This is a genomic window from Rhodospirillales bacterium (genome assembly GCA_020638175.1).
Lineage (GTDB): Bacteria > Pseudomonadota > Alphaproteobacteria > Micavibrionales > Micavibrionaceae > JACKJA01.
Genome location: JACKJA010000002.1, coordinates 1155679 through 1174674 on the forward strand (window position 1 = coordinate 1155679; position 18996 = coordinate 1174674).

The following is an 18996-nucleotide window of genomic DNA, read 5'->3' on the forward strand; positions in this document are numbered from 1 at the left end:
AACGATGGAAAAACGGATGATGACAGAAAAACCGTCAGGGCGCGCGCAGCGAAGCAATCCAGAGCGTCAATTACGTTTATGGATGACCGCGACGCTGATGCTCTTCGCAATGACGGCCCTTGTTATACCCTCCGCCGCGCAGGCGGCGTGTAGTTCCCCGGTCGGGGCCGCGGGATCGGTCGGGTATTTCTCGGCCGACTCCACTTATCGCTATTGCGATGACACGAACTGGGTGGATATGAGCGCCAAACCGTATTTCATCAACGCCGTAGAATGCGATGGCGTTAATGACTATTTGATGCGCGGCGCCGACCTGACCGGCAACGCCGATTCCAAAAAAGTCAGCGGCAGCCTGTGGTTTAGAAAAAACGTTACCGGACAGGTTGGTGTGCTTTATATAGTCGAGGGTGGAAGGTTTTTAATTCAGACCGAAGTAGGGAATAAAGTTCGTGTGAAAGGCGATATTTCTGCGGGGGGAACGACCGTTTTAAGCTTGGCATCGACGACAACAATCACCGATACCGGCTGGCATCACCTGTTGTTTAGTGCCGATCTGGATGTGCCGGGCAGCGCCAAAATGTATATTGATGATGTTGACGTATCCAATGTCGTAACTTTTGATGGTGCCAGTGGTAATATTGACTTCACGGCCGCCGAGCATGCGGTGTGTTCCAATGCTTCAAGCGCAGATTTGTTTGACGGGGATGTTGCCGATCTCTGGCTGGATTTTGGCACTTATATAGACTTTTCAGTTGCCGCCAATCGCCGCAAATTTATTGATGCCGATGGCAATCCCGTCCCCTTGGGCAAAAACGGCGAAGGACCAACCGGGACCAGCCCCATTGTTTTCCTGTCCGGCGACACGGCGGACTGGCACACCAACAAGGGCACCGGCGGCGGCTTTACCGAAAACGGCGCGCTGACCGATGCGGTCAACGATCCGGGTAACTTACCCTATACCGCCAACGCGGTTCATTTCGACGGCACCAGCGATTATCTGACGCGAGGCGCTGACCTGACCGGCACGTCCGATTCCCGTAAATTGTTGGTTAGTTACTGGTTCAGACGAGATTCGAGCGGCGTGACGGCCATTGTGGCTTCTACGGATAATTCGCACTTCCTGACCCAGCATAACTCCAGCGGTCGGATGCTGGTCAAGGCGACAAACGGTGCCGGGGGGGAACTTGTCAATTTGCGTTCGCCGAATGTCTCGGATACGAGCTGGCACCATTTGATTGCCAGCGTCGATCTGGATATTCTGGGCAGCGGCACCCTTTATTTCGACGATGATCCTTCTGGCACTCTTTTGTACCAGAGTACCGTCGGGGATAATATCGACTTCACGAACCCTAATTTTGGCATTGGCGCCAACCCGTTTACGGCGGGTGGTAAATTCGACGGCGATCTGGCCGATGTTTATATCAACTATGGCGAATATCTGGATTTAACGGTGGAAGCCAACCGCCGCCGGTTTATCGACGCCGCCGGCAATCCTGTTTATCTGGGTGCGGACGGCAGCAAACCAACCGGCAACGTTCCCATCGTTTATGTCGCGGGCGATACAGCGACATGGCATACCAACCTGGGCTCTGGCGGTGGCTTTACCGAAAATGGCGCGCTGACCGACGCCGGAACGAACCCCGGCTGGAAAAGCAACGGCCTCGTCGGTTACTGGAAACTCGATGAAACCAGCGGCACCATCGCGGCGGACAGCTCCGGCAATGGCAACAACGGGACGATGGCTGGCGGATTGGATGCCACCAACGATTCCGTCCCCGGCAAAATAAATACAGCCATCGATTTTGATGGGGGGGATGACACCGTCCTTTTAGGAAGTCCATCTTTGTTTGATAATATGGATACGTATTACACGTTTTCTGCTTGGATTAAGACGCAAAATGATTTTTCGAGTTGCTGTTCCCGTATTATTGCGATTTATAAACCCAGTAGTGCTTTGGCGGGAATTGAAATTAGCGCAACTGAACGAGCGCAATTCAACAACAGGGATTCTGCGTCAAGTTCATCCGCTCTGTCTGGAGGCCCATCGTTGGCTGATGGAAAATGGCATTTGGTTACGGGTGTTCGTGACAATGCTGATTTTATGCTGTACGTCGATGGCATACTTGTAAACAGCAACAATACACCATCAGTCGGTGATACAACAGATGCAGCAACAAATTGGTATATCGGTTCTGCTGCTGGAAGCTCTGAGTGGTATAAAGGCAGTATTGACGACGCGCGCATCTACAACCGCGCCTTGTCTGGTGATGAAGTTGCCAACCTTTATTGTGAAACCGCCGCCGGAGTTATGGATTACAACGTGACCGATGACGTGCTGACATTCTGTTCGGGGCTGGGGCGTCATGACATAAACATAACAAACCCCGGCACCGGCGGGACGAGCTGTGCCGCCAGCGGGACGATTGCCGCGGCGCCTGTCGGGGCGTGGCAATACGACACAACGAACAAAAAGATGGTTTATTGCGACGGCACCAACTGGCGCAACGCAGGAGAATAAATGAAAAGCATGAGGAACATTTTGTCATTGCGAAAAAAGTGGGAAAGCCTGCCGCGGCAATTAAGTGTCGGGCTTTGCCTTCTTGCCATGGCTGTTGTTTTCCTCCTGCCCGCCGCCGCCCATGCGGCCTGTTCCAGCCCCGCGGCCAATGCCGGAAAAATGATTTATAATACCGATGCCTCCATGGCCCAGTACTGCGACGGCACTGATTGGGTTGCTATGGGTCGGAAGGAAATGGCGGCGCTGAACGCCGACAACATGCCGACCAGCGGGCTTGTCGGCTACTGGAAACTCGATGAAACCTCCGGCACCACCGCGGCGGATAGTTCGGGGAACGGGAATACCGGGACAATGGCTGGCGGCCTTGATGCCAGTACCGACTCCTTACCCGGCAAGCTGGCCAATGCGTTTGATTTCGATGGAACGGATGACTACATCAGGGTGTCGGCGGATCCCGCGTTGAATAACCTTGGTTCTATTACCGTTGCGGCTTGGTTCAAGCCAAACAACTCTGACCAAGCCGGATTGTTGGGGAGCATAAATGGTGAAGACGGCTCATCTTACAACTTTCTAAGCGTTGATGCAGGTGGAATTCAATGGACCAATGAAACTCCAGTCATTGGAACAGCAATTAGGATTGGTGCTGCGACAAGCGTCAACAACTATACCATGCTATCTTCAGAGTTCAACCAAGGGGACTGGATTCATGTGGCTTACAGCTATGATGGGCAGAGCGAGAAAATATACATTAATGGAACAGTAAGAAAAATAAACTCAATTAGCGGCACTTTGTGGGGAAATGCGGAATATGGATTGGTAATTGGTAAGGCATATTCAACGACCACAACAGAGTCAAAAGGCAGTATCGACGATGTCCGCGTATACAATCGCGCGCTAGACGCCACTGAAATCGCCTGCCTTGCCGGCGCGGGGCCGTGCAACCTGACCATGGGCCTCGTCGGTCACTGGAAACTCGATGAAACCAGTGGCACCATCGCGGCGGACAGCTCCGGCAATGGCAACAACGGGACGATGGCTGGCGGATTGGATGCCACCAACGATTCCGTCCCCGGCAAAATCGGCACCGCGCTGGATTTTGATGGGGTAGATGATTATGCCGATTTCGGAGATATTAATGCGCTCAACTTTGGGCCAAGTGATGATTTTTCCATCGTTTTGTGGATAAAGACACCTTCTACGAACCAGCCTGATACGGCTTCAACGAGTAATACAATTATTAATAAATGGAATAGTACGGCGGCTTATCCGTTTGGTGTTAGATATTATAATCACACGCATCCCGGAAGTGGAAAATACTGGATAGGGCGATATGATGCTTCCAATAATCCTGCAACGACCACATCATCTACGTATAATGATGACCAATGGCACCACCTATCGTTTGTCAAAAATGGCGGTACTCTATATCTGTATATGGATGGCTTGCTTGATAACACTGTTACCGATACGACAACAGGATCTATGGCCAATACAAATCATTTTACATTGGGCCAAAGGGCCAATGGTGTCTATCCTTACAAGGGTCAGATCGACGATGTCCGCATCTACAATCGTGCCTTGTCTTCTTCCGAAATCGGGCAGCTTTATTGTCAGGGCGTGCCGGGGAAAATCGAATACGACGCCGACGATCACGTGATGCAGTTTTGCTCGGACCAAGGGCTGCATCCGATGGGGAAGGCGCTGTCTCCTGCGCCCACAATCTGTCCCAATATTGGAGATGTCTGTCCGGATGGCAGTGTGTATGCGGGAGAAGTGTTGGGAACGAAGCTTTATGTTCCGCCTGCGGATCAGAGTGCCAGCGCAAAATGGTATTTATGGTTTAGCAGTCAGGTTACCGGCGCGACGTCTAATACGGATGGGGCTTCCAATCAGTCGATTATCGTAAGCAATTTCAGTCCGCTATCCAATTATCCTGCTTTTGAAGTTTGCGAAAATCTAAGTTTTGCCGGGCACTCAGACTGGTTCTTGCCGGCAATTTCGCAGCTCACTGTTCTTTATACGAACAGAGTTCCTATCGGTGGCTTTTCGACGGACGATTACTGGAGTTCAACTGAGTTTGATGGGGGCGCGGCAAAGTACAAGAATTTTAATACGGGTATCAGTAATACAAATAGCAAAGCCGATGGCGGTGTTCATCCTATTCGCTGTGTGCGTACCGGCCAGCCCTATAGCTGCTTCAACCCCAACGGGGTCGAGGGGCAGATGATCTACAACACCGATTTCAATGCCATGCAGTATTGCAACGGGGTGGACTGGATCAAGGTCGGGAAATAGGCAAAACAGCTTTTTCCTATTCTCTCTTGCATTTTTAATTGTTTCCGATTATTTCTATTCGCTCCTCAGGTATGCGGGTATGGCGGAATTGGTAGACGCGCCAGACTCAAAATCTGGTGTCCGCAAGGACGTGTCAGTTCGACTCTGACTACCCGTACCATCTATAGCCGTTCCTCTTTCCTTTTTTACATCGTTACATCGTCGCTTACGTATGTTTAATACGTTTCGCTCCTTGTGCCTTGTGAAAAAGAAAATTGAAACGCCTATAGGCTCCCAAAAATTATTTCGCTTTTAGCATTCCTTTTAAAAACCGCCCCGTATAACTTTTGGGCGCCGCCGCGATATCCTCGGGTGTGCCGGTGGCAATGACCATCCCGCCTTTATCGCCGCCCTCCGGCCCGATATCGATAATGTGATCGGCTGTCTTGATAACGTCCAGATTATGCTCGATCACAACGACGGTATTCCCCTGATCGACGAGGGCATGCAGAACCTCCAGAAGCTTTTTGACATCGGCGAAATGCAGGCCCGTTGTTGGTTCGTCAAGGATGTAGAGCGTTTTGCCGGTTGAACGGCGGGACAGCTCCTTGGACAGCTTCACGCGCTGCGCCTCCCCGCCCGACAGGGTTGTGGCTTGCTGCCCGACCTTCAGATATCCCAGCCCGACGGATTTCAGGGTTTCCATCTTGTCACGAATCGACGGCACGGCTTTGAAAAATGATGCTGCTTCTTCAATCGTCATATCAAGGACATCGGCTATCGATTTGTTTTTAAATTTAATATCCAATGTTTCACGGTTATAACGCGCGCCTTTGCATTCCTCGCAGGTCACATAGACATCGGGCAGGAAATGCATCTCGATCTTGATAACACCATCACCGCTGCACGCTTCACAGCGCCCTCCCTTGACGTTGAACGAAAACCGTCCCGGCTTGTAGCCGCGCATTTTGGCCTCCGGCAGACCGGAAAACCAGTCACGGATTGGTGAAAACGCCCCGGTATAGGTCGCCGGGTTGGAGCGCGGTGTCCGGCCAATGGGGGACTGGTCGATATCAATGACCTTGTCGATAAACTCAAGACCTTCAAGCGTGTCAAAGGGCAGGGGATTGTCGCGTGTTTTGTTCAGGCGCTGGTTAACCGCCTTGTACAGCGTGTCGAGCGTCAGAGTCGATTTTCCTGATCCCGAAACCCCGGTGATGCAGGTGAACGTCCCCAGCGGAATTTGGGCGTCGACGTTTTTCAGGTTGTTCCCGGTAGCGCCGGTGACGGACAAAAACCGTTTGGCTTTTCCTTTGCGCCGTTTGGCCGGTAGCGGGATTTCTTCGACGCCCGTCAGGTACCGCCCGGTAATACTGTCCGGGCAATTCATCACGTCTTGCGGCGTGCCGCTGACAACGATCTCACCGCCATGTGTTCCGGCTCCCGGCCCCATATCGATCAGGTGATCGGCCAGCCGGATGGCGTCTTCGTCATGCTCGACCACCAACACCGTATTCCCCAGATCGCGTAGCCGTTGGAGAGTCTCCAGCAGGCGGTTGTTATCACGCTGATGCAGGCCGATCGACGGTTCATCCAGAACATATAAAACACCCGTCAGGCCGGAACCGATCTGGCTAGCCAGCCGGATACGCTGGCTTTCCCCGCCTGATAATGTTCCTGATTTCCGTGATAGTGTCAGGTAATCGAGTCCGACATTGGTCAAAAACGTCAGACGCTCGTTGATCTCTTTCAGGATTTTTTCGGCAATCGCCTTTTGCTGTTTGTTCAGCTTGTCATGAACGGCGGCGAACCATGTCTGTGCTTCTCCAATCCCCAGATCAGCAATTTCGGCAATGTGCTTACCGGAAATCTTGACCGCCAGCGCTTCGGGTTTCAGGCGTTTGCCTTCACACGCTTCGCAAGGCGCACCGGCGCGGTAGTTTTCCAGTTTGTCGCGCTGGCTGTTGCTGTCGGTTTCGAGCATGCGGCGTTCAAGGTTCGGGATAACGCCTTCGAACGGTTTGTTACTCTTCCACGCATTGTCGCTTTTGCTCGTGTAAACAATTTTGATCGGTGTAGTGCCCGACCCGTAAAGAATGATTTCCTGATGTTTCCTATCCAGATCCTTCCACGGTACATCGATCCGGAACCCGTAATGTTCGCCGACCGCCTTCATGGCTTGCAGATAGAACGTCTTGAACCCGCCGTTCCACGGGGCAATCGCTCCTTCTTCCAGCGTCATGTTGACATCGGGTACCACCAGGGTTTCATCGAAATACATCCGCATCCCCAGACCGTCACAAGACGGACAGGCCCCATGCGGGTTGTTAAAGGAAAATAGCCGCGGCTCGATTTCCGGGATCGTAAAACCGGACACGGGACAGGCAAATTGCTCGGAAAACAAGGTTTGTTCACCGCTCGTCGCGTTTTCGGCGATGACCAGCCCGTTTGCCAGAGATAACGCGGTTTCCAGCGAATCCGCCAGCCGCGTCCCAATGTCATCGCGGACGACGAGGCGATCGACGACGACCTCGATATCATGCTTGAATTTCTTGTCGAGCACGGGGGCGTCTTCAATCTCGTAAAGCGTACCGTCGATTTTGACACGCTGGAAACCTTTCTTGCGGAGATCGGCCAACTCCTTGCGGTATTCACCCTTACGCCCGCGCACGATCGGGGCCAGCAGGTATAACTTCGTGCCGTCTTCCATCGCCATGATCCGGTCGACCATCTGGGTTACCGTCTGGCTTTCGATCGGTTTGCCGGTCGCCGGAGAGTAGGGAATGCCCACCCGCGCCCATAACAGGCGCATATAGTCATAGATTTCCGTGACCGTGCCGACCGTCGAACGCGGGTTTTTGGATGTGGTTTTCTGTTCGATGGAAATGGCCGGGGATAGCCCCTCGATACTGTCAACATCCGGCTTGGACATCAGCTCAAGAAATTGCCGTGCATAGGCTGACAGGCTTTCAACATAACGGCGCTGCCCCTCGGCATAGATGGTGTCAAAGGCAAGGGACGATTTCCCCGATCCCGACAGGCCGGTAATGACCACGAGCTTGTCACGCGGGATATCCACGTTGATGTTTTTCAGATTATGTTCCCGCGCCCCGCGGATGGAAATGGTCGTCAGCATGGGGAAAAACGTCTGTTCCTGTAAAGTTTACTCTTTTCATCTGCCGGGCAGAGTCTATAGTTACCTATATTCCACGCACCCTTTAGTAAAGAGAAGAAAGAAGAGAATATGGCTGGCAGTGTCAATAAAGTTATTTTGATCGGGAACCTGGGCAACGAACCGGAAGTGCGCACGATGCAGTCCGGCGACAAGGTTGTGAATTTGTCGATCGCCACATCCGAGAGCTGGAAAGACAAGGCAACCGGCGAGCGCAAGGAAAAAACTGAATGGCACCGCGTGGTTGTCTTTAATCAGGGCTTGGTCAATGTGTGCGAAAATTACCTGCATAAAGGCTCCAAGGTTTATATCGAAGGCCAGCTGGAAACCCGTTCATGGGAACAGGACGGCCAGAAAAAATACACGACGGAAGTTGTGTTGCGCCCGTTCCGCGGCGAACTGACCATGCTGGATTCCCGCAATCAGGGCGGCTCCGGCTTTGGCGGGGGCCAGCAAGGCGGCGGGTTCCAGGATAACGGCCCGCAGCAATCCTATGGCGCGGCTCCGGCACAGGCTGCTGCGGCGCCGGCCCCGGTCGATGATCTCGAAGATGAAATACCGTTCTAGGCTTTAACCTGTTTCCAAGGAGTAATACTGAAATGATGCGTTTTTTATGGGCGTTCGCGCTGGTTGCTTTTTTGCCGCTTGCCGCTATGGCACAGGATGAGGCCGTTTCGGCAGATATGCAAAAACGTCTGGAGCTGGCGCGGCAAATGCACATCATCAAACCGGTGTACCAGCAGGTCGAAGCCGTTGTGACGCAGATTGTCCGCAATGTCCCGCCGGAAAAACAGGAAGAATTTGTGAATGCCATCAACCAGTCCGTTGATAACGAAAAGCTGGAAAAGATATCGGTCGAGGCTATGGCCGAAACCTTCACCGCTGCGGAATTGGAGAAAATGGTGGCGTATTTCGGATCGGACGAAGCTAAGTCGATCACCGAAAAGCTGCCGGTTTATCAGGCGATTGTCGAACCCGAAATCCAGAAGATGATGGATGCCGCCTTGATGAAACTTCGCACGGGCGCCCCGGCGGATGAGGCAAAATAGCCTCTCTTTTCCCCGTTATCAAATTTAACCCCTGATATCATCGAAAAACCTTGGTTTTTTGTGCTTTTTCCGTTGTTTTAACGGGGGGGATTTGCTACTGATAAACGGTTAATTTGAATCGCGGAAAGCCACGGAAAATCATGACCGACACGACGACGACCGAGAACGAAAAATTCCCTACGATTGCGCTGGAAGAGGAAATGAAGACCTCTTACCTCGATTACGCCATGAGCGTGATCGTTAGCCGGGCGCTGCCCGATGTGCGCGACGGTCTGAAACCGGTGCACCGGCGGATTCTGTACGCCATGAAGGACGGGGGCTATACCTCCGATAAATCCTACAAGAAGTCAGCCCGGATCGTCGGGGATGTCATGGGTAAATATCACCCGCACGGTGATAATGCGCTTTATGAAGCTTTGGTACGGATGGCGCAGGACTGGTCCTTGCGCTTGCCGCTGATCGACGGGCAGGGGAACTTTGGTTCCATGGACGGTGATTCGGCGGCGGCCATGCGGTATACCGAGGCGCGCCTGGCAAAATCGGCCGAAACCATTCTTGAAGATATCGACAAGGACACCGTTGATTTCACGCCGAACTACGATGAATCGATGATCGAACCGACGGTGCTGCCCTCACGCGTGCCGAACCTGCTGGTCAACGGGGCGGGCGGTATTGCCGTGGGGATGGCGACGAACATCCCGCCGCACAATCTGGGCGAGGTTATTGACGGTTGCTATGCCTATATCGACAACCCGGATATCACCAATGAAGAGCTGATTGAGATTATTCCCGCCCCGGATTTCCCGACGGGCGGTGAAATTCTGGGCCGCAGCGGCGCTCACAAAGCCTACACGACCGGGAATGGCTCGATTGTCATGCGGGCGAAAGCCTCGTTCGAAGATGTGCGCTCTGGCCGTGAAGCCATCATTATCCACGAAGTTCCCTATCAGGTGAACAAGGGGAAATTGCTGGAACGTCTGGGCGAAGTCGGGCGTGAGAAAATCGTCGAGGATATTGCCGAAGTTCGTGATGAATCCGACCGCGAAGGCGTGCGCGTGGTTATTGAACTGAAAAAAGGGGCCGTCGCCGACGTCGTTTTGAACCAGCTCTACAAGCACACGGCGCTGCGGACCAATTTCCCGGCCAACATGGTGGCGCTGAATCATGGCCGCCCGGAAATGCTGCTGCTGCGCGACTTCATCAAGGCCTTCGTTAAATTCCGTGAGGAAGTCATTACCCGCCGGACGATTTACGAGCTGGGCAAGGCGCGGGAGCGGGGACATGTCTTGGCCGGTTTGGCTGTGGCTGTGGCCAATATCGACGAAATCATTGCCCTGATCCGTGGCGCGGCCAATCCGACCGAAGCCCGGGAAGGCTTGATGGCCAAACGCTGGCCGGTGCACGATATCGCGCCGCTTATCGAGCTGATCGACGATCCCGAGTACCCGGTTTATGAGGACAATACCTATCAAATGTCCGAAATACAGGCGCGCGCCATTCTGGACCTGCGTTTGCACAAACTGACAGGTCTGGAGCGCGATAAAATCGGTGATGAACTGCGCGAGATTACCGATGCGATTGCTGAATATCTAGCCATTCTGGGCAACCGGGAAAAGCTGTTGGATGTGATGCGCGAGGAACTGCAGGATATTAAAGACCGTTTTGCCACGCCGCGCCGGACGCAGCTGGTCGATGCTGAATTCGAAGAAGACATCGAAGAACTGATCCAGCGTGAAGACATGGTCGTCACCGTCACCAACGGCGGCTACGTCAAGCGGGTGCCGCTCGACACCTACCGGGCGCAGCGCCGCGGCGGTAAAGGCCGCAGCGGGACAGCGCTGAAGGACGAGGATTTCGTTTCCGACCTGTTCGTCGGCAGCACCCACACCCCGATCCTGTTCTTCACGTCCCGCGGGATCGTGCACAAGATGAAAGTCTGGCAACTCCCGCTGGCGAGCCCGCAATCGCGCGGCAAGGCGCTGGTAAACCTGTTGCCGCTGGAGCAGGACGAATATGTGTCCGTTTATCTCCGCTTGCCGGAAGATGAAGAGTTGTGGGATCAACTCGATATCGTTTTCGCGACATCGCACGGCACGATCCGCCGGAACAAGCTGACGGACTTCAAAAATATCCGCTCCAACGGCCTGATTGCGATGAAGCTGGCCGATGATGAAAATCTTGTGGCCGTTAAAATCGCCCGCGAAGATGAAGACGTCTTCCTGGCTACACGTAAGGGGAAAGCCATCCGCTTCCCGGTCGATGCCATCCGGGTCTTTGCCGGGCGGGCGTCTACCGGTGTGCGCGGGATCAAACTGGGCAGCGGCGATGAAGTCATGTCCATGTCGATCCTGAAACGCGAAGCCGAAGGTGAACAGGGGCAAGCTCTCTTGTGTGTTTCCGAAAACGGCTTTGGCAAGCGCACCTACGCCAGCGAATATCGCATTACTGGCCGCGGCGGCTCCGGTGTTATCAATATGGATGTCACCGCCAAGACCGGCGAAGTTGTCGCGACATTCCCTGTCACGGACGAGCATCAGGTCATGCTGGTCTCCGATCAGGGGCAAACCATCCGCACCCCCGTCGCCGATGTCCGCTTTACGGGCCGTAGCGCGCAGGGCGTGACGATCTTCAAGGTCGCCAAAGACGAAAAAGTCGTCTCTGTTGCCTGGCTGGTTCAGGAGGATGAAGACGAAGAAGAGGGCGACGCCGAGGAAATCCAGACGGAAGAGGGCGCAAGCGTTGATGAAGCGCCGGTAGAAACAGCCGCATCCTCACAAGAGGAAGAGTAACATGCCCCGGCCACAGGTCGCTGCGCGCGCTGTGGTCGTGCATGAAAACCGGTTGCTTCTGGTCAAAGAGAGCAGCGGGTTTTGGATTACCCCTGGCGGCCGCACGGATTATGGCGAGGATATCCGCAGCTGTGCCCGCCGCGAAACGTTCGAGGAAACCGGTCTGTCCGTTGATATCGGCGATGTGTTCGCGATCTCTGAGTTTTTTAACCCATCCATAGACTTCCACATCATGCAAACGCTGTTTTATGCGCGGGTCGAAGAGGGCGCGGCGTTGCCCGAACAATGGACGGATCACGACCCGGAGGGCGCGGTGCAAGCCAGCCGTTTTTTCACGCTGGAAGAACTTCAAAATCTCGACAACGTGTACCCGTCCCTGCTGAAAGACGGGGACTGGTTAACAGGTAAACCCTGTGATCCGCTTTATTGCGGGATAGAAACGAAGGAATAAATGCTCTCTTACCAACATATTTACCATGCCGGGGGCTGGTTCGACGTTCATAAACACGCCGTGTTGTGCGCGCTGTGGGCGCAGATGGAAGAGCAAGCCGCCGGGCCGCTGACCTATGTTGATACTCATGCCGGGCGAGGCTTGTATGATCTGACCGCGCCGGAGGCCAAAAAAATTGCCGAATTTGAAACCGGGATTACCAAGCTGGACACTGGACGCCTGCCGCCGCCATTCGCGCCCTATGTCCACGCGGTACGGTCATGGAAACCGGAATACCCCGGCTCTGCGGGCTGTATAGCGGCGCTGAAGCGCGATGATGACATGATGGCGCTATACGAGCTCCACCCCGGTGAAATCAAGCACCTGCAAGCGGCTCTGGGCCGGATGCCCAATCTGACGATCGAACAAAAGGACGGCCATGAAGAAGCCGCCGCCAGAGCAGGGGGCGCGGATACGCTGGTTATGATCGACCCCAGCTATGAGGTGAAAGCCGAATATGAACAAACTGCCCGGACCGTCCGCGCGATCCTCGATAAAGCCCCGGAAACAAAGATTATGGTCTGGTATCCGGTGCTGGCCGGCGGCGGTTATCACAAAATCCTGCTGAAAGAGCTGGGACCGCTAACAGACGAAGCGCTCCATATCGTTATTGATGCGCCGTTCCCGGAAAAGCCGCATAAGGGCATGGTGCAAAGCGGCCTGATTTTGTTCAATCCCCCCGAAGGCGTGGAGAAAAAATCCAGCGCCATCAGTGAAGTTCTGATCCGGATTCTGAGAAAAAAGAACTAGCGGACGTCCGTGGTTTCCATACTCAGGAACATGCTGAGCAGGCCGTTGACGACCTGAAGGTTTTTGGTGGCGCTGCGCGGCAGGGGAATCTTGTTATCCATACAAAAACGCAGGATGGCCGCCGCCAGAAATCCGTGATCCAGGTTTTTCTCTTCGACCCGGCCGCTGACACGCTCCAGAGTGACGTCCGCCGAAATCGGAGGGGTGTCATGGACTTTCAGATCCTTGATGTGAAACTCGCGGCCTTGTTCATCCCCGCGCAATAGCTGGCGCATGACGGCAGATTTGAGTTCGCTGTTGCTGAGCGAGATAATTTTAATTTCCATGACCATCGGTAAAAAGTCCGTCTTGTTATAACCCATCGAAGAGGATAAGGGATAAAAAGTAAATTTTTTCTTATTGTACTGGATAACATCAGCGGTTAAAACAGCGAACTATGGACACGCAGACAAAAAATCAGCGCATGGGCGTCTATCCGGGGACATTCGATCCGGTGACCAAGGGGCATTTGCATTTAATTCGCCGTGCCAGCAAGCTGGTCGACCGTTTGACGGTCGCCGTGGCGGACAGTCCGCGTAAAGGGCCGTTATTTACACTGGAAGAACGTCTGGACATGCTGCGGACCGATATTGCGAACATGCATGACAAGCACTGCCCGATCGAAGTGCAAAGCTTTAATAACCTGTTGGTTCACTATGCGCGGGATATTGGCGCGTCTTTTATCTTTCGGGGCTTGCGCGCGGTGTCCGACTTCGAATTTGAATTTAAGATGACCGGGATGAATGCGCGGCTGGCGCCGGATATTGAAACCGTATTTCTGACGGCATCGGATAAATGGCAGTTTGTGTCGTCTTCGGTTGTTAAAGAGGTCTGTTCTCTGGGCGGGGATGTCTCAGAGGTCGTTACCCCGGCGGTCGAAGCGCGCCTGAAAGAGAAATTCGCCAAATAATCCACTTTTAGGGCAAAGAAAACTTGACGGGCCGGGTTCAAATACATAAAGTGCCGCAGTCTATTTACGGGGCATAACCCCCGTATCTCCATGACCGTGTAGCTCAGCCGGTAGAGCAACTGACTTTTAATCAGTAGGTCCGGGGTTCGAATCCCCGCGCGGTCACCATTTTTCCTTTGTTATTTGCCCACCAGCATCGCTTTTTTGTGGATTTCCCCCCAGCCTCAAAAAAACTTAAAATCTTCCCCTTGCATTTTATTTGTGAATTATATAGGTTTGCCGCCTGATAATTACTCATGTTGGGGTGTAGCCAAGCGGTAAGGCACCGGTTTTTGGTATCGGCATGCGCAGGTTCGAATCCTGCCACCCCAGCCATTTATTTCCATAATAATTTAGCAAGAGAGATACCGCAGTTTTCAAGGGGTTTCGGGACATGGTCTTGAAACACTTCGAAGAAATGCGAGCGGTTTAAGCGCAAAGATTGCTACGTTTCGAACTTGCCAAAGGTAGCGATCTCGGCGACGAATTTGATAAGCACGGCATTTTATGACTAGAGATGCGGCTAAAATGTTGGTCATACCCTTCTTAACCCCTTGAAACCATTCATCCACGGCAGTGAGCAATCTTTAGAGACTGGAGACTGATGTCTTCTATGTTCTTGATTTGTCGCAATATATCAGCTTTACTCTTTTCACAATTATTAAGGCTGTATCATGATCAAAATTTCTAAACTTAACTTAGCGCTACTAATTGCAGGCATTCTTTTTACTATAGCCTCTGCTGTTTTATCCGTTGATGTTCCAAGTGCATTCACCGCAGCGGCATTGCTTGGAATTATCACGATTAAATTGCTTATTTCGGCACTTATTTTAGGATGTGTCGCTTTTGTTATTGGTGCCTTGCGAAAGAAACCAAAACAACTGTGGTTTCCAATATTCGCATGGTTTTTATGTATAGTCGGCTTAGTAGATCTGAGCGCAAGCGCATATAACGACTATGTTTTAAAACCAAGGCTCATGAGTACCCTTTCCCAAGCTGCCGAAAATGATGCGCTGAATAATGCAGAAAGTAAGGCATCTCAACCCAAAGATCTTTTTGAAGAAAATCCAGAAATCCTTTTTAAGATGGCCTATCAATATATGAGAGGAGATGGTGTCCCTCAGAGCCACGAAAAATCATTAGAGTTTTTAATTAAAGCAGCAGAAAGCGGTCATGCTGAAGCACAATATAATTTAGGATCTATGTACATAAATGGCGTTGGTTTTGAGCAAGATAGAGAAAAAGGTATGTCATGGCTTAAAAGGGCAAAAGAAAATGGAAGCAGCGAAGCAGCTGATTTGCTTGTTACGGTGGAATTCTCAAATCTACAACAAACTGCTTGCTATCATGAGGATGAATTACTAGCAGAAATACTCAATAATTTTATGTTTGCTCAAAATGATACAGCAATTAAATGTGACCAACTTTTAGCCACAAATTCTTACTCAGATTTGAGTATGTCTATTTCAAAAATGCATATAGAGCAGATAAAAGAATTCGGCAAACCTTTAACCAAATTTGCTGAGCGTAATGGTTTAGATACTGCTGATTTTCTTATACTTAAACAAATGCAAATATCAGAAAGTTTAAAAAGCTATAGCCCAAATCAAGAGGAATGTGCGCAATTCTTGAATGAATTGGAACAACGTAAAGATTGGACACGGATTAGGCAATCGATACTTGGGAGCTATGTGATGTTTAGTGAGAATTATAATATATGTGAAAGGGGCGAATAGAAAATTAGAGACTCTGTTCCCAAAAGGTCATTCCGGCATGCGGTTTTAACAGATCGATCTGTTTAAGTTTGCGGTATGACCATTGATGCAGTAGCGGTTGAGCTAAAGAACTTAAAGGAAGCAGTTAGAAAAAATTCTGAATTACGGCAAATAAATTTGCGCTAATTATTTGATTTTAAATACAAAAACCGGAGACTCAGTTTTTATTTGGTTAGTCAGCACAGCCATTTTCGATTTCCTTCCTGAAAAGAATCGTTAGAATGGGCGCTTCGGTAGTATACGAGTCGGGCGGGAGGCCTCTTAAATGGCAGATCAGAAAACCAGCGATAAAAAACAGGATGCCCATGAGGACGGGAGCCGTAAGACGGGGGTGTTTGCGCGTCTTCGTACCTATTTCCTGGCCGGGATTTTGGTAACGGCGCCGATCGGCATTACGATTTACCTGACCTATACGTTTTTGAATTTTATCGACCGTAAGGTCACCCACTTGATTCCCGATCAGTACTACCCGCACACCGCCATTCCGGGGATAGGCGTTATTATTGCGCTGGTGTTTTTTATCTTTGTCGGCTGGTTCGCCCGCAATTTTCTGGGTCGCCTGATTATCCGCGTATCTGAGTACTTCGTGCATAAAATGCCGGTGATACGGACGATCTACAAGGCGATAAAACAAATCTTCGAAACCATTATGGCCAGCCAGAGCCAAGCGTTTCGCGAGGTCGTGATGATGGAATACCCGCGCAAGGGCGTTTGGTCGATCGGTTTTGTGACGGGCCGCTCACAAGGCGAGGTTCAGCGCGTGACTGCTAACGAGACGATCAACGTCTTCGTGCCGACAACGCCCAACCCGACATCGGGCTATTTGTTGTTCGTACCGAAAAAAGAGCTGAAATATCTCGATATGACGGTTGAGGAAGCTGTGAAACTGGTGGTTTCCGCCGGCATCATCACGCCGCCGGATCGCGGGGTTGAAGGCGCTCCGGAAGATAAAAAAGCCAAGTCGTCTTCAAAATAAACGGAACGCTATACCTTGGGAACGAGACCGTCCTGTTTCAGTCGGCCCAGAACATAGCGGGTTTCATGCTCTTCCAGTTCATGCTCTTCAACGCAGGCCCGCAGGCGCAGACCCGTGGTTTTTTCGGCGCTGCCGGCAAAGGTCTGCTTGATTTTCCTGTATTGGTTTTCGGAAACCGGTCTCTGGCTGTCAATGACGTCATCTTCCGTCAGTTTCAGCGGGGCTGCCGGTTTTTTCTGTGGCTCGCCAGCGACAGAAAGCTCCAGTGCATCACCGTCAACGATCAGATAAGTCTTGGAATCGCCTTCCAGAGGTTCGATAACGCGGCCTTCAATCCCCATAGCGTGAAGAATATGGTTCGCCCGGCCCACGCCAACTCCTTGCTCGCGGTATTTCTGAGGTTTTGCAATGTCGCGGGGAAAAACGACAGGGCCATCAATCGCACCACGGGAAATATCTTCGGCGACCATAGCGCTTAACCGGCGGTAATGTTCAACCGTCAGGTTAGTTTTCTCCCGGATATATTCTTCCGCTTTTTGTTCCGGCGTCTTTATGGGCTCGTCGCTCTCGGGCGCTTCAGCGGATGCAAACTCCGCACGGATGCTGTCGAGTTCTTCACGTGTGAGAAGCGGTTCCGGTTCCACTGTGTTTTTCCGGGGAGCTTCATCCGCTGGGATCTCGCGGAACTCGGCATCTTCAATGGCGGAAACATCTTGCGGCGCAGGCAATGGTGAGGTCTGGGGCGCTGCTTGGGCTTCTACAGCCACATCTTCGATAACGCGTTCTGAACGACCCTCAACGACGACCGGTTTGGAAGAAGGTTTCTTCCCGGCATCGGAACGGATAACGTCATCCCAGGCTGCTCTTGAAAGGCCGTGGGGTAAATCTGTGAAACTGTCATCGTTGTGAGCCGTAGCAGGGCCGACAAGCTGTTGTTTCGGAGCGTCTTGCCCCAGCAGGATAACATCCGGCCGGTCGTTTTTCAGCGCTTCGGGAGCGTTTTCAGCTTCAGCAGACGCAATGTCCTCGGAAACAATAATCTCTCCGGCGGCCTCTTCTGTGACTTCAGGTGGCAGCAAAGGTATTTGCGCCAACTCCGGCGTCGCATCGGACGGAGCGGGTTTACTGTAGATCGTTTGGTGACCGTCTTTTTGGGTGTCAAGCAATCCTTCAGCCGTCAAGGCTTTCAAAACGCCTTGGGCCTGCCATGTTTGTACGGGGGTATCTCCCAGCCCTTTGATATCATCAATCGTAACGGTGCCGGGCTCCCTGTTCTCAATATCATGGCGGGCTTGTCTGTAAAGTTCTTCCGGCGCTAGGTATTCTGACAGTATCTGGCGGGTTTTCTGGGATATGTCTGATTTCGGCGCTACATCTTCCCCCGGGATGTCCAGAGAAATATCCTCGGTAGCATCCGCAGCTTCTGGTGCAGGCGGCGCAGCCACCGGTTTTTTAGCCATTGCCAGATAGTCTGGGCAGGTGATCGGTCCGCCCTTGGCATAGCTGGCGTCAAATTGCGGTGCTTTTGGCCCGTTCAGGAAAGCATCCCATTCCGCACGATAGTTCTCGATGATTTCTTTGGGAAGGGGAAGGGTAGCTTCCAGTCCCATATGGTCAATGGCCAGATACAAAAGAGCTTTTTCGCGCTCGTTACCTTCCAGAGTAACCGGGTTGGCGTGCATATCCGGGTCAAAACTGGCAATCCATGCCATTTCAAACGCATCGCTGGCTTCAAAAAGTGCGTTGTTGTCCGTAAAAGTGATCTTGTCGTGAGTTACATCGTAATGACGATCTTCGCTCACGCCCTTGGTGTTTTCAACTGTATGGGTGAATCGGACGGGCTGGCCGTCCTTTAAAGTGCTGAAGTTGGCTTGTGGCTTTAAATGCGCCGCAGCCCATGGCAGATAACCACGGCTGGATTCCGTATGTACAATTTCCTGCGGGTGAATAGCCTTGGTCAAGGCATCCAGAATTCTTTTAATCGGGTCCGGTTCGTTGGTGTAATCAAAAGATAGCTGTTCCGGCTTCCTTCTTACATCTTCTTCCGGGGAGGCTTCAGGAGCGGCCTGCGCAGCCTTATGAATGCCGGGCTGTTTTTGTTCAGCCAGATCCACCTCTAGCCGATCTTTCATATCGTCATTAGCTGTCGCCATTTCTCTCGTCCTCTATCCCTGCCGTTGCCGCTTTTATAAATATGGCAAATATATACCGGATT

General features: G+C 52.1%; 13 protein-coding genes and 3 tRNA genes. 13 read left to right on the top strand and 3 right to left on the bottom strand.

Annotated elements, in window-relative coordinates:
* The first annotated feature begins 16 nt into the window (after positions 1–16).
* From H6868_05600 to H6868_05610, 3 genes are all read left to right on the top strand, one after another.
* A complete protein-coding gene (locus H6868_05600) occupies positions 17–2518 on the top strand; it encodes a hypothetical protein (GenBank protein ID MCB9988798.1) in 2502 nt (833 codons plus the stop codon).
* Complete coding sequence (locus tag H6868_05605) at positions 2519–4813, top strand: hypothetical protein (protein MCB9988799.1); 2295 nt, start codon at positions 2519–2521, stop codon at positions 4811–4813.
* 73 nt (positions 4814–4886) lie between these two features.
* Positions 4887–4973: transfer RNA gene (locus H6868_05610), tRNA-Leu, on the top strand.
* 120 nt (positions 4974–5093) lie between these two features.
* Here H6868_05610 and uvrA read toward each other — a convergent pair.
* Positions 5094–7928: an excinuclease ABC subunit UvrA gene (gene uvrA, locus H6868_05615; protein ID MCB9988800.1), complete on the bottom strand. Its 2835-nt coding sequence runs from the start codon at positions 7926–7928 to the stop codon at positions 5094–5096.
* Positions 7929–8036: 108 nt separating this feature from the next.
* Between uvrA and ssb the strand changes: the two genes are divergently transcribed.
* The 5 genes from ssb (at position 8037) to H6868_05640 (ending at position 13042) form a co-directional block, all read left to right on the top strand.
* On the top strand, positions 8037–8531 hold the full coding sequence (gene ssb / locus H6868_05620; protein ID MCB9988801.1) for a single-stranded DNA-binding protein: 495 nt from the start codon (positions 8037–8039) through the stop codon (positions 8529–8531).
* Positions 8532–8563: 32 nt separating this feature from the next.
* Entirely contained in the window at positions 8564–9013 is a 450-nt protein-coding gene (locus H6868_05625) for a DUF2059 domain-containing protein (GenBank protein MCB9988802.1), read from the top strand.
* Positions 9014–9153: 140 nt separating this feature from the next.
* Positions 9154–11802 (top strand): DNA gyrase subunit A, encoded by a 2649-nt coding sequence (gene gyrA, locus H6868_05630; protein MCB9988803.1) that lies wholly within the window; start codon positions 9154–9156, stop codon positions 11800–11802.
* Position 11803: 1 nt separating this feature from the next.
* A complete protein-coding gene (locus H6868_05635; protein ID MCB9988804.1) occupies positions 11804–12253 on the top strand; it encodes an NUDIX hydrolase in 450 nt (149 codons plus the stop codon).
* Positions 12254–13042, top strand: coding sequence for a 23S rRNA (adenine(2030)-N(6))-methyltransferase RlmJ (locus tag H6868_05640; protein ID MCB9988805.1), 789 nt, complete (start codon positions 12254–12256; stop codon positions 13040–13042).
* On the opposite strand, the gene H6868_05645 is transcribed toward H6868_05640, so the two are convergent.
* Complete coding sequence (locus H6868_05645; GenBank protein ID MCB9988806.1) at positions 13039–13374, bottom strand: hypothetical protein; 336 nt, start codon at positions 13372–13374, stop codon at positions 13039–13041. The genes H6868_05640 and H6868_05645 overlap by 4 nt on opposite strands.
* Before the next feature lie 131 nt (positions 13375–13505).
* Here H6868_05645 and coaD point away from each other — a divergent pair, with 131 nt between their 5' ends.
* The 5 genes from coaD (at position 13506) to H6868_05670 (ending at position 16781) form a co-directional block, all read left to right on the top strand.
* Positions 13506–13991, top strand: coding sequence for a pantetheine-phosphate adenylyltransferase (gene coaD / locus H6868_05650; GenBank protein ID MCB9988807.1), 486 nt, complete (start codon positions 13506–13508; stop codon positions 13989–13991).
* A gap of 92 nt (positions 13992–14083) precedes the next feature.
* Positions 14084–14159, top strand: a tRNA-Lys gene (locus H6868_05655).
* Between the two features lie 132 nt (positions 14160–14291).
* A tRNA-Gln gene (locus H6868_05660) sits at positions 14292–14366 on the top strand.
* Positions 14367–14704: 338 nt separating this feature from the next.
* Positions 14705–15766 carry a sel1 repeat family protein gene (locus tag H6868_05665; protein MCB9988808.1) on the top strand — a complete coding sequence of 354 codons (1062 nt, stop codon included), beginning with the start codon at positions 14705–14707 and terminating at the stop codon, positions 15764–15766.
* 304 nt (positions 15767–16070) lie between these two features.
* A complete protein-coding gene (locus H6868_05670) occupies positions 16071–16781 on the top strand; it encodes a DUF502 domain-containing protein (GenBank protein ID MCB9988809.1) in 711 nt (236 codons plus the stop codon).
* A gap of 8 nt (positions 16782–16789) precedes the next feature.
* Here the strand turns inward: H6868_05670 and H6868_05675 are convergent, their stop codons facing one another.
* Positions 16790–18934 (bottom strand): hypothetical protein, encoded by a 2145-nt coding sequence (locus H6868_05675; protein ID MCB9988810.1) that lies wholly within the window; start codon positions 18932–18934, stop codon positions 16790–16792.
* Between the last annotated feature and the right edge of the window lie 62 nt (positions 18935–18996).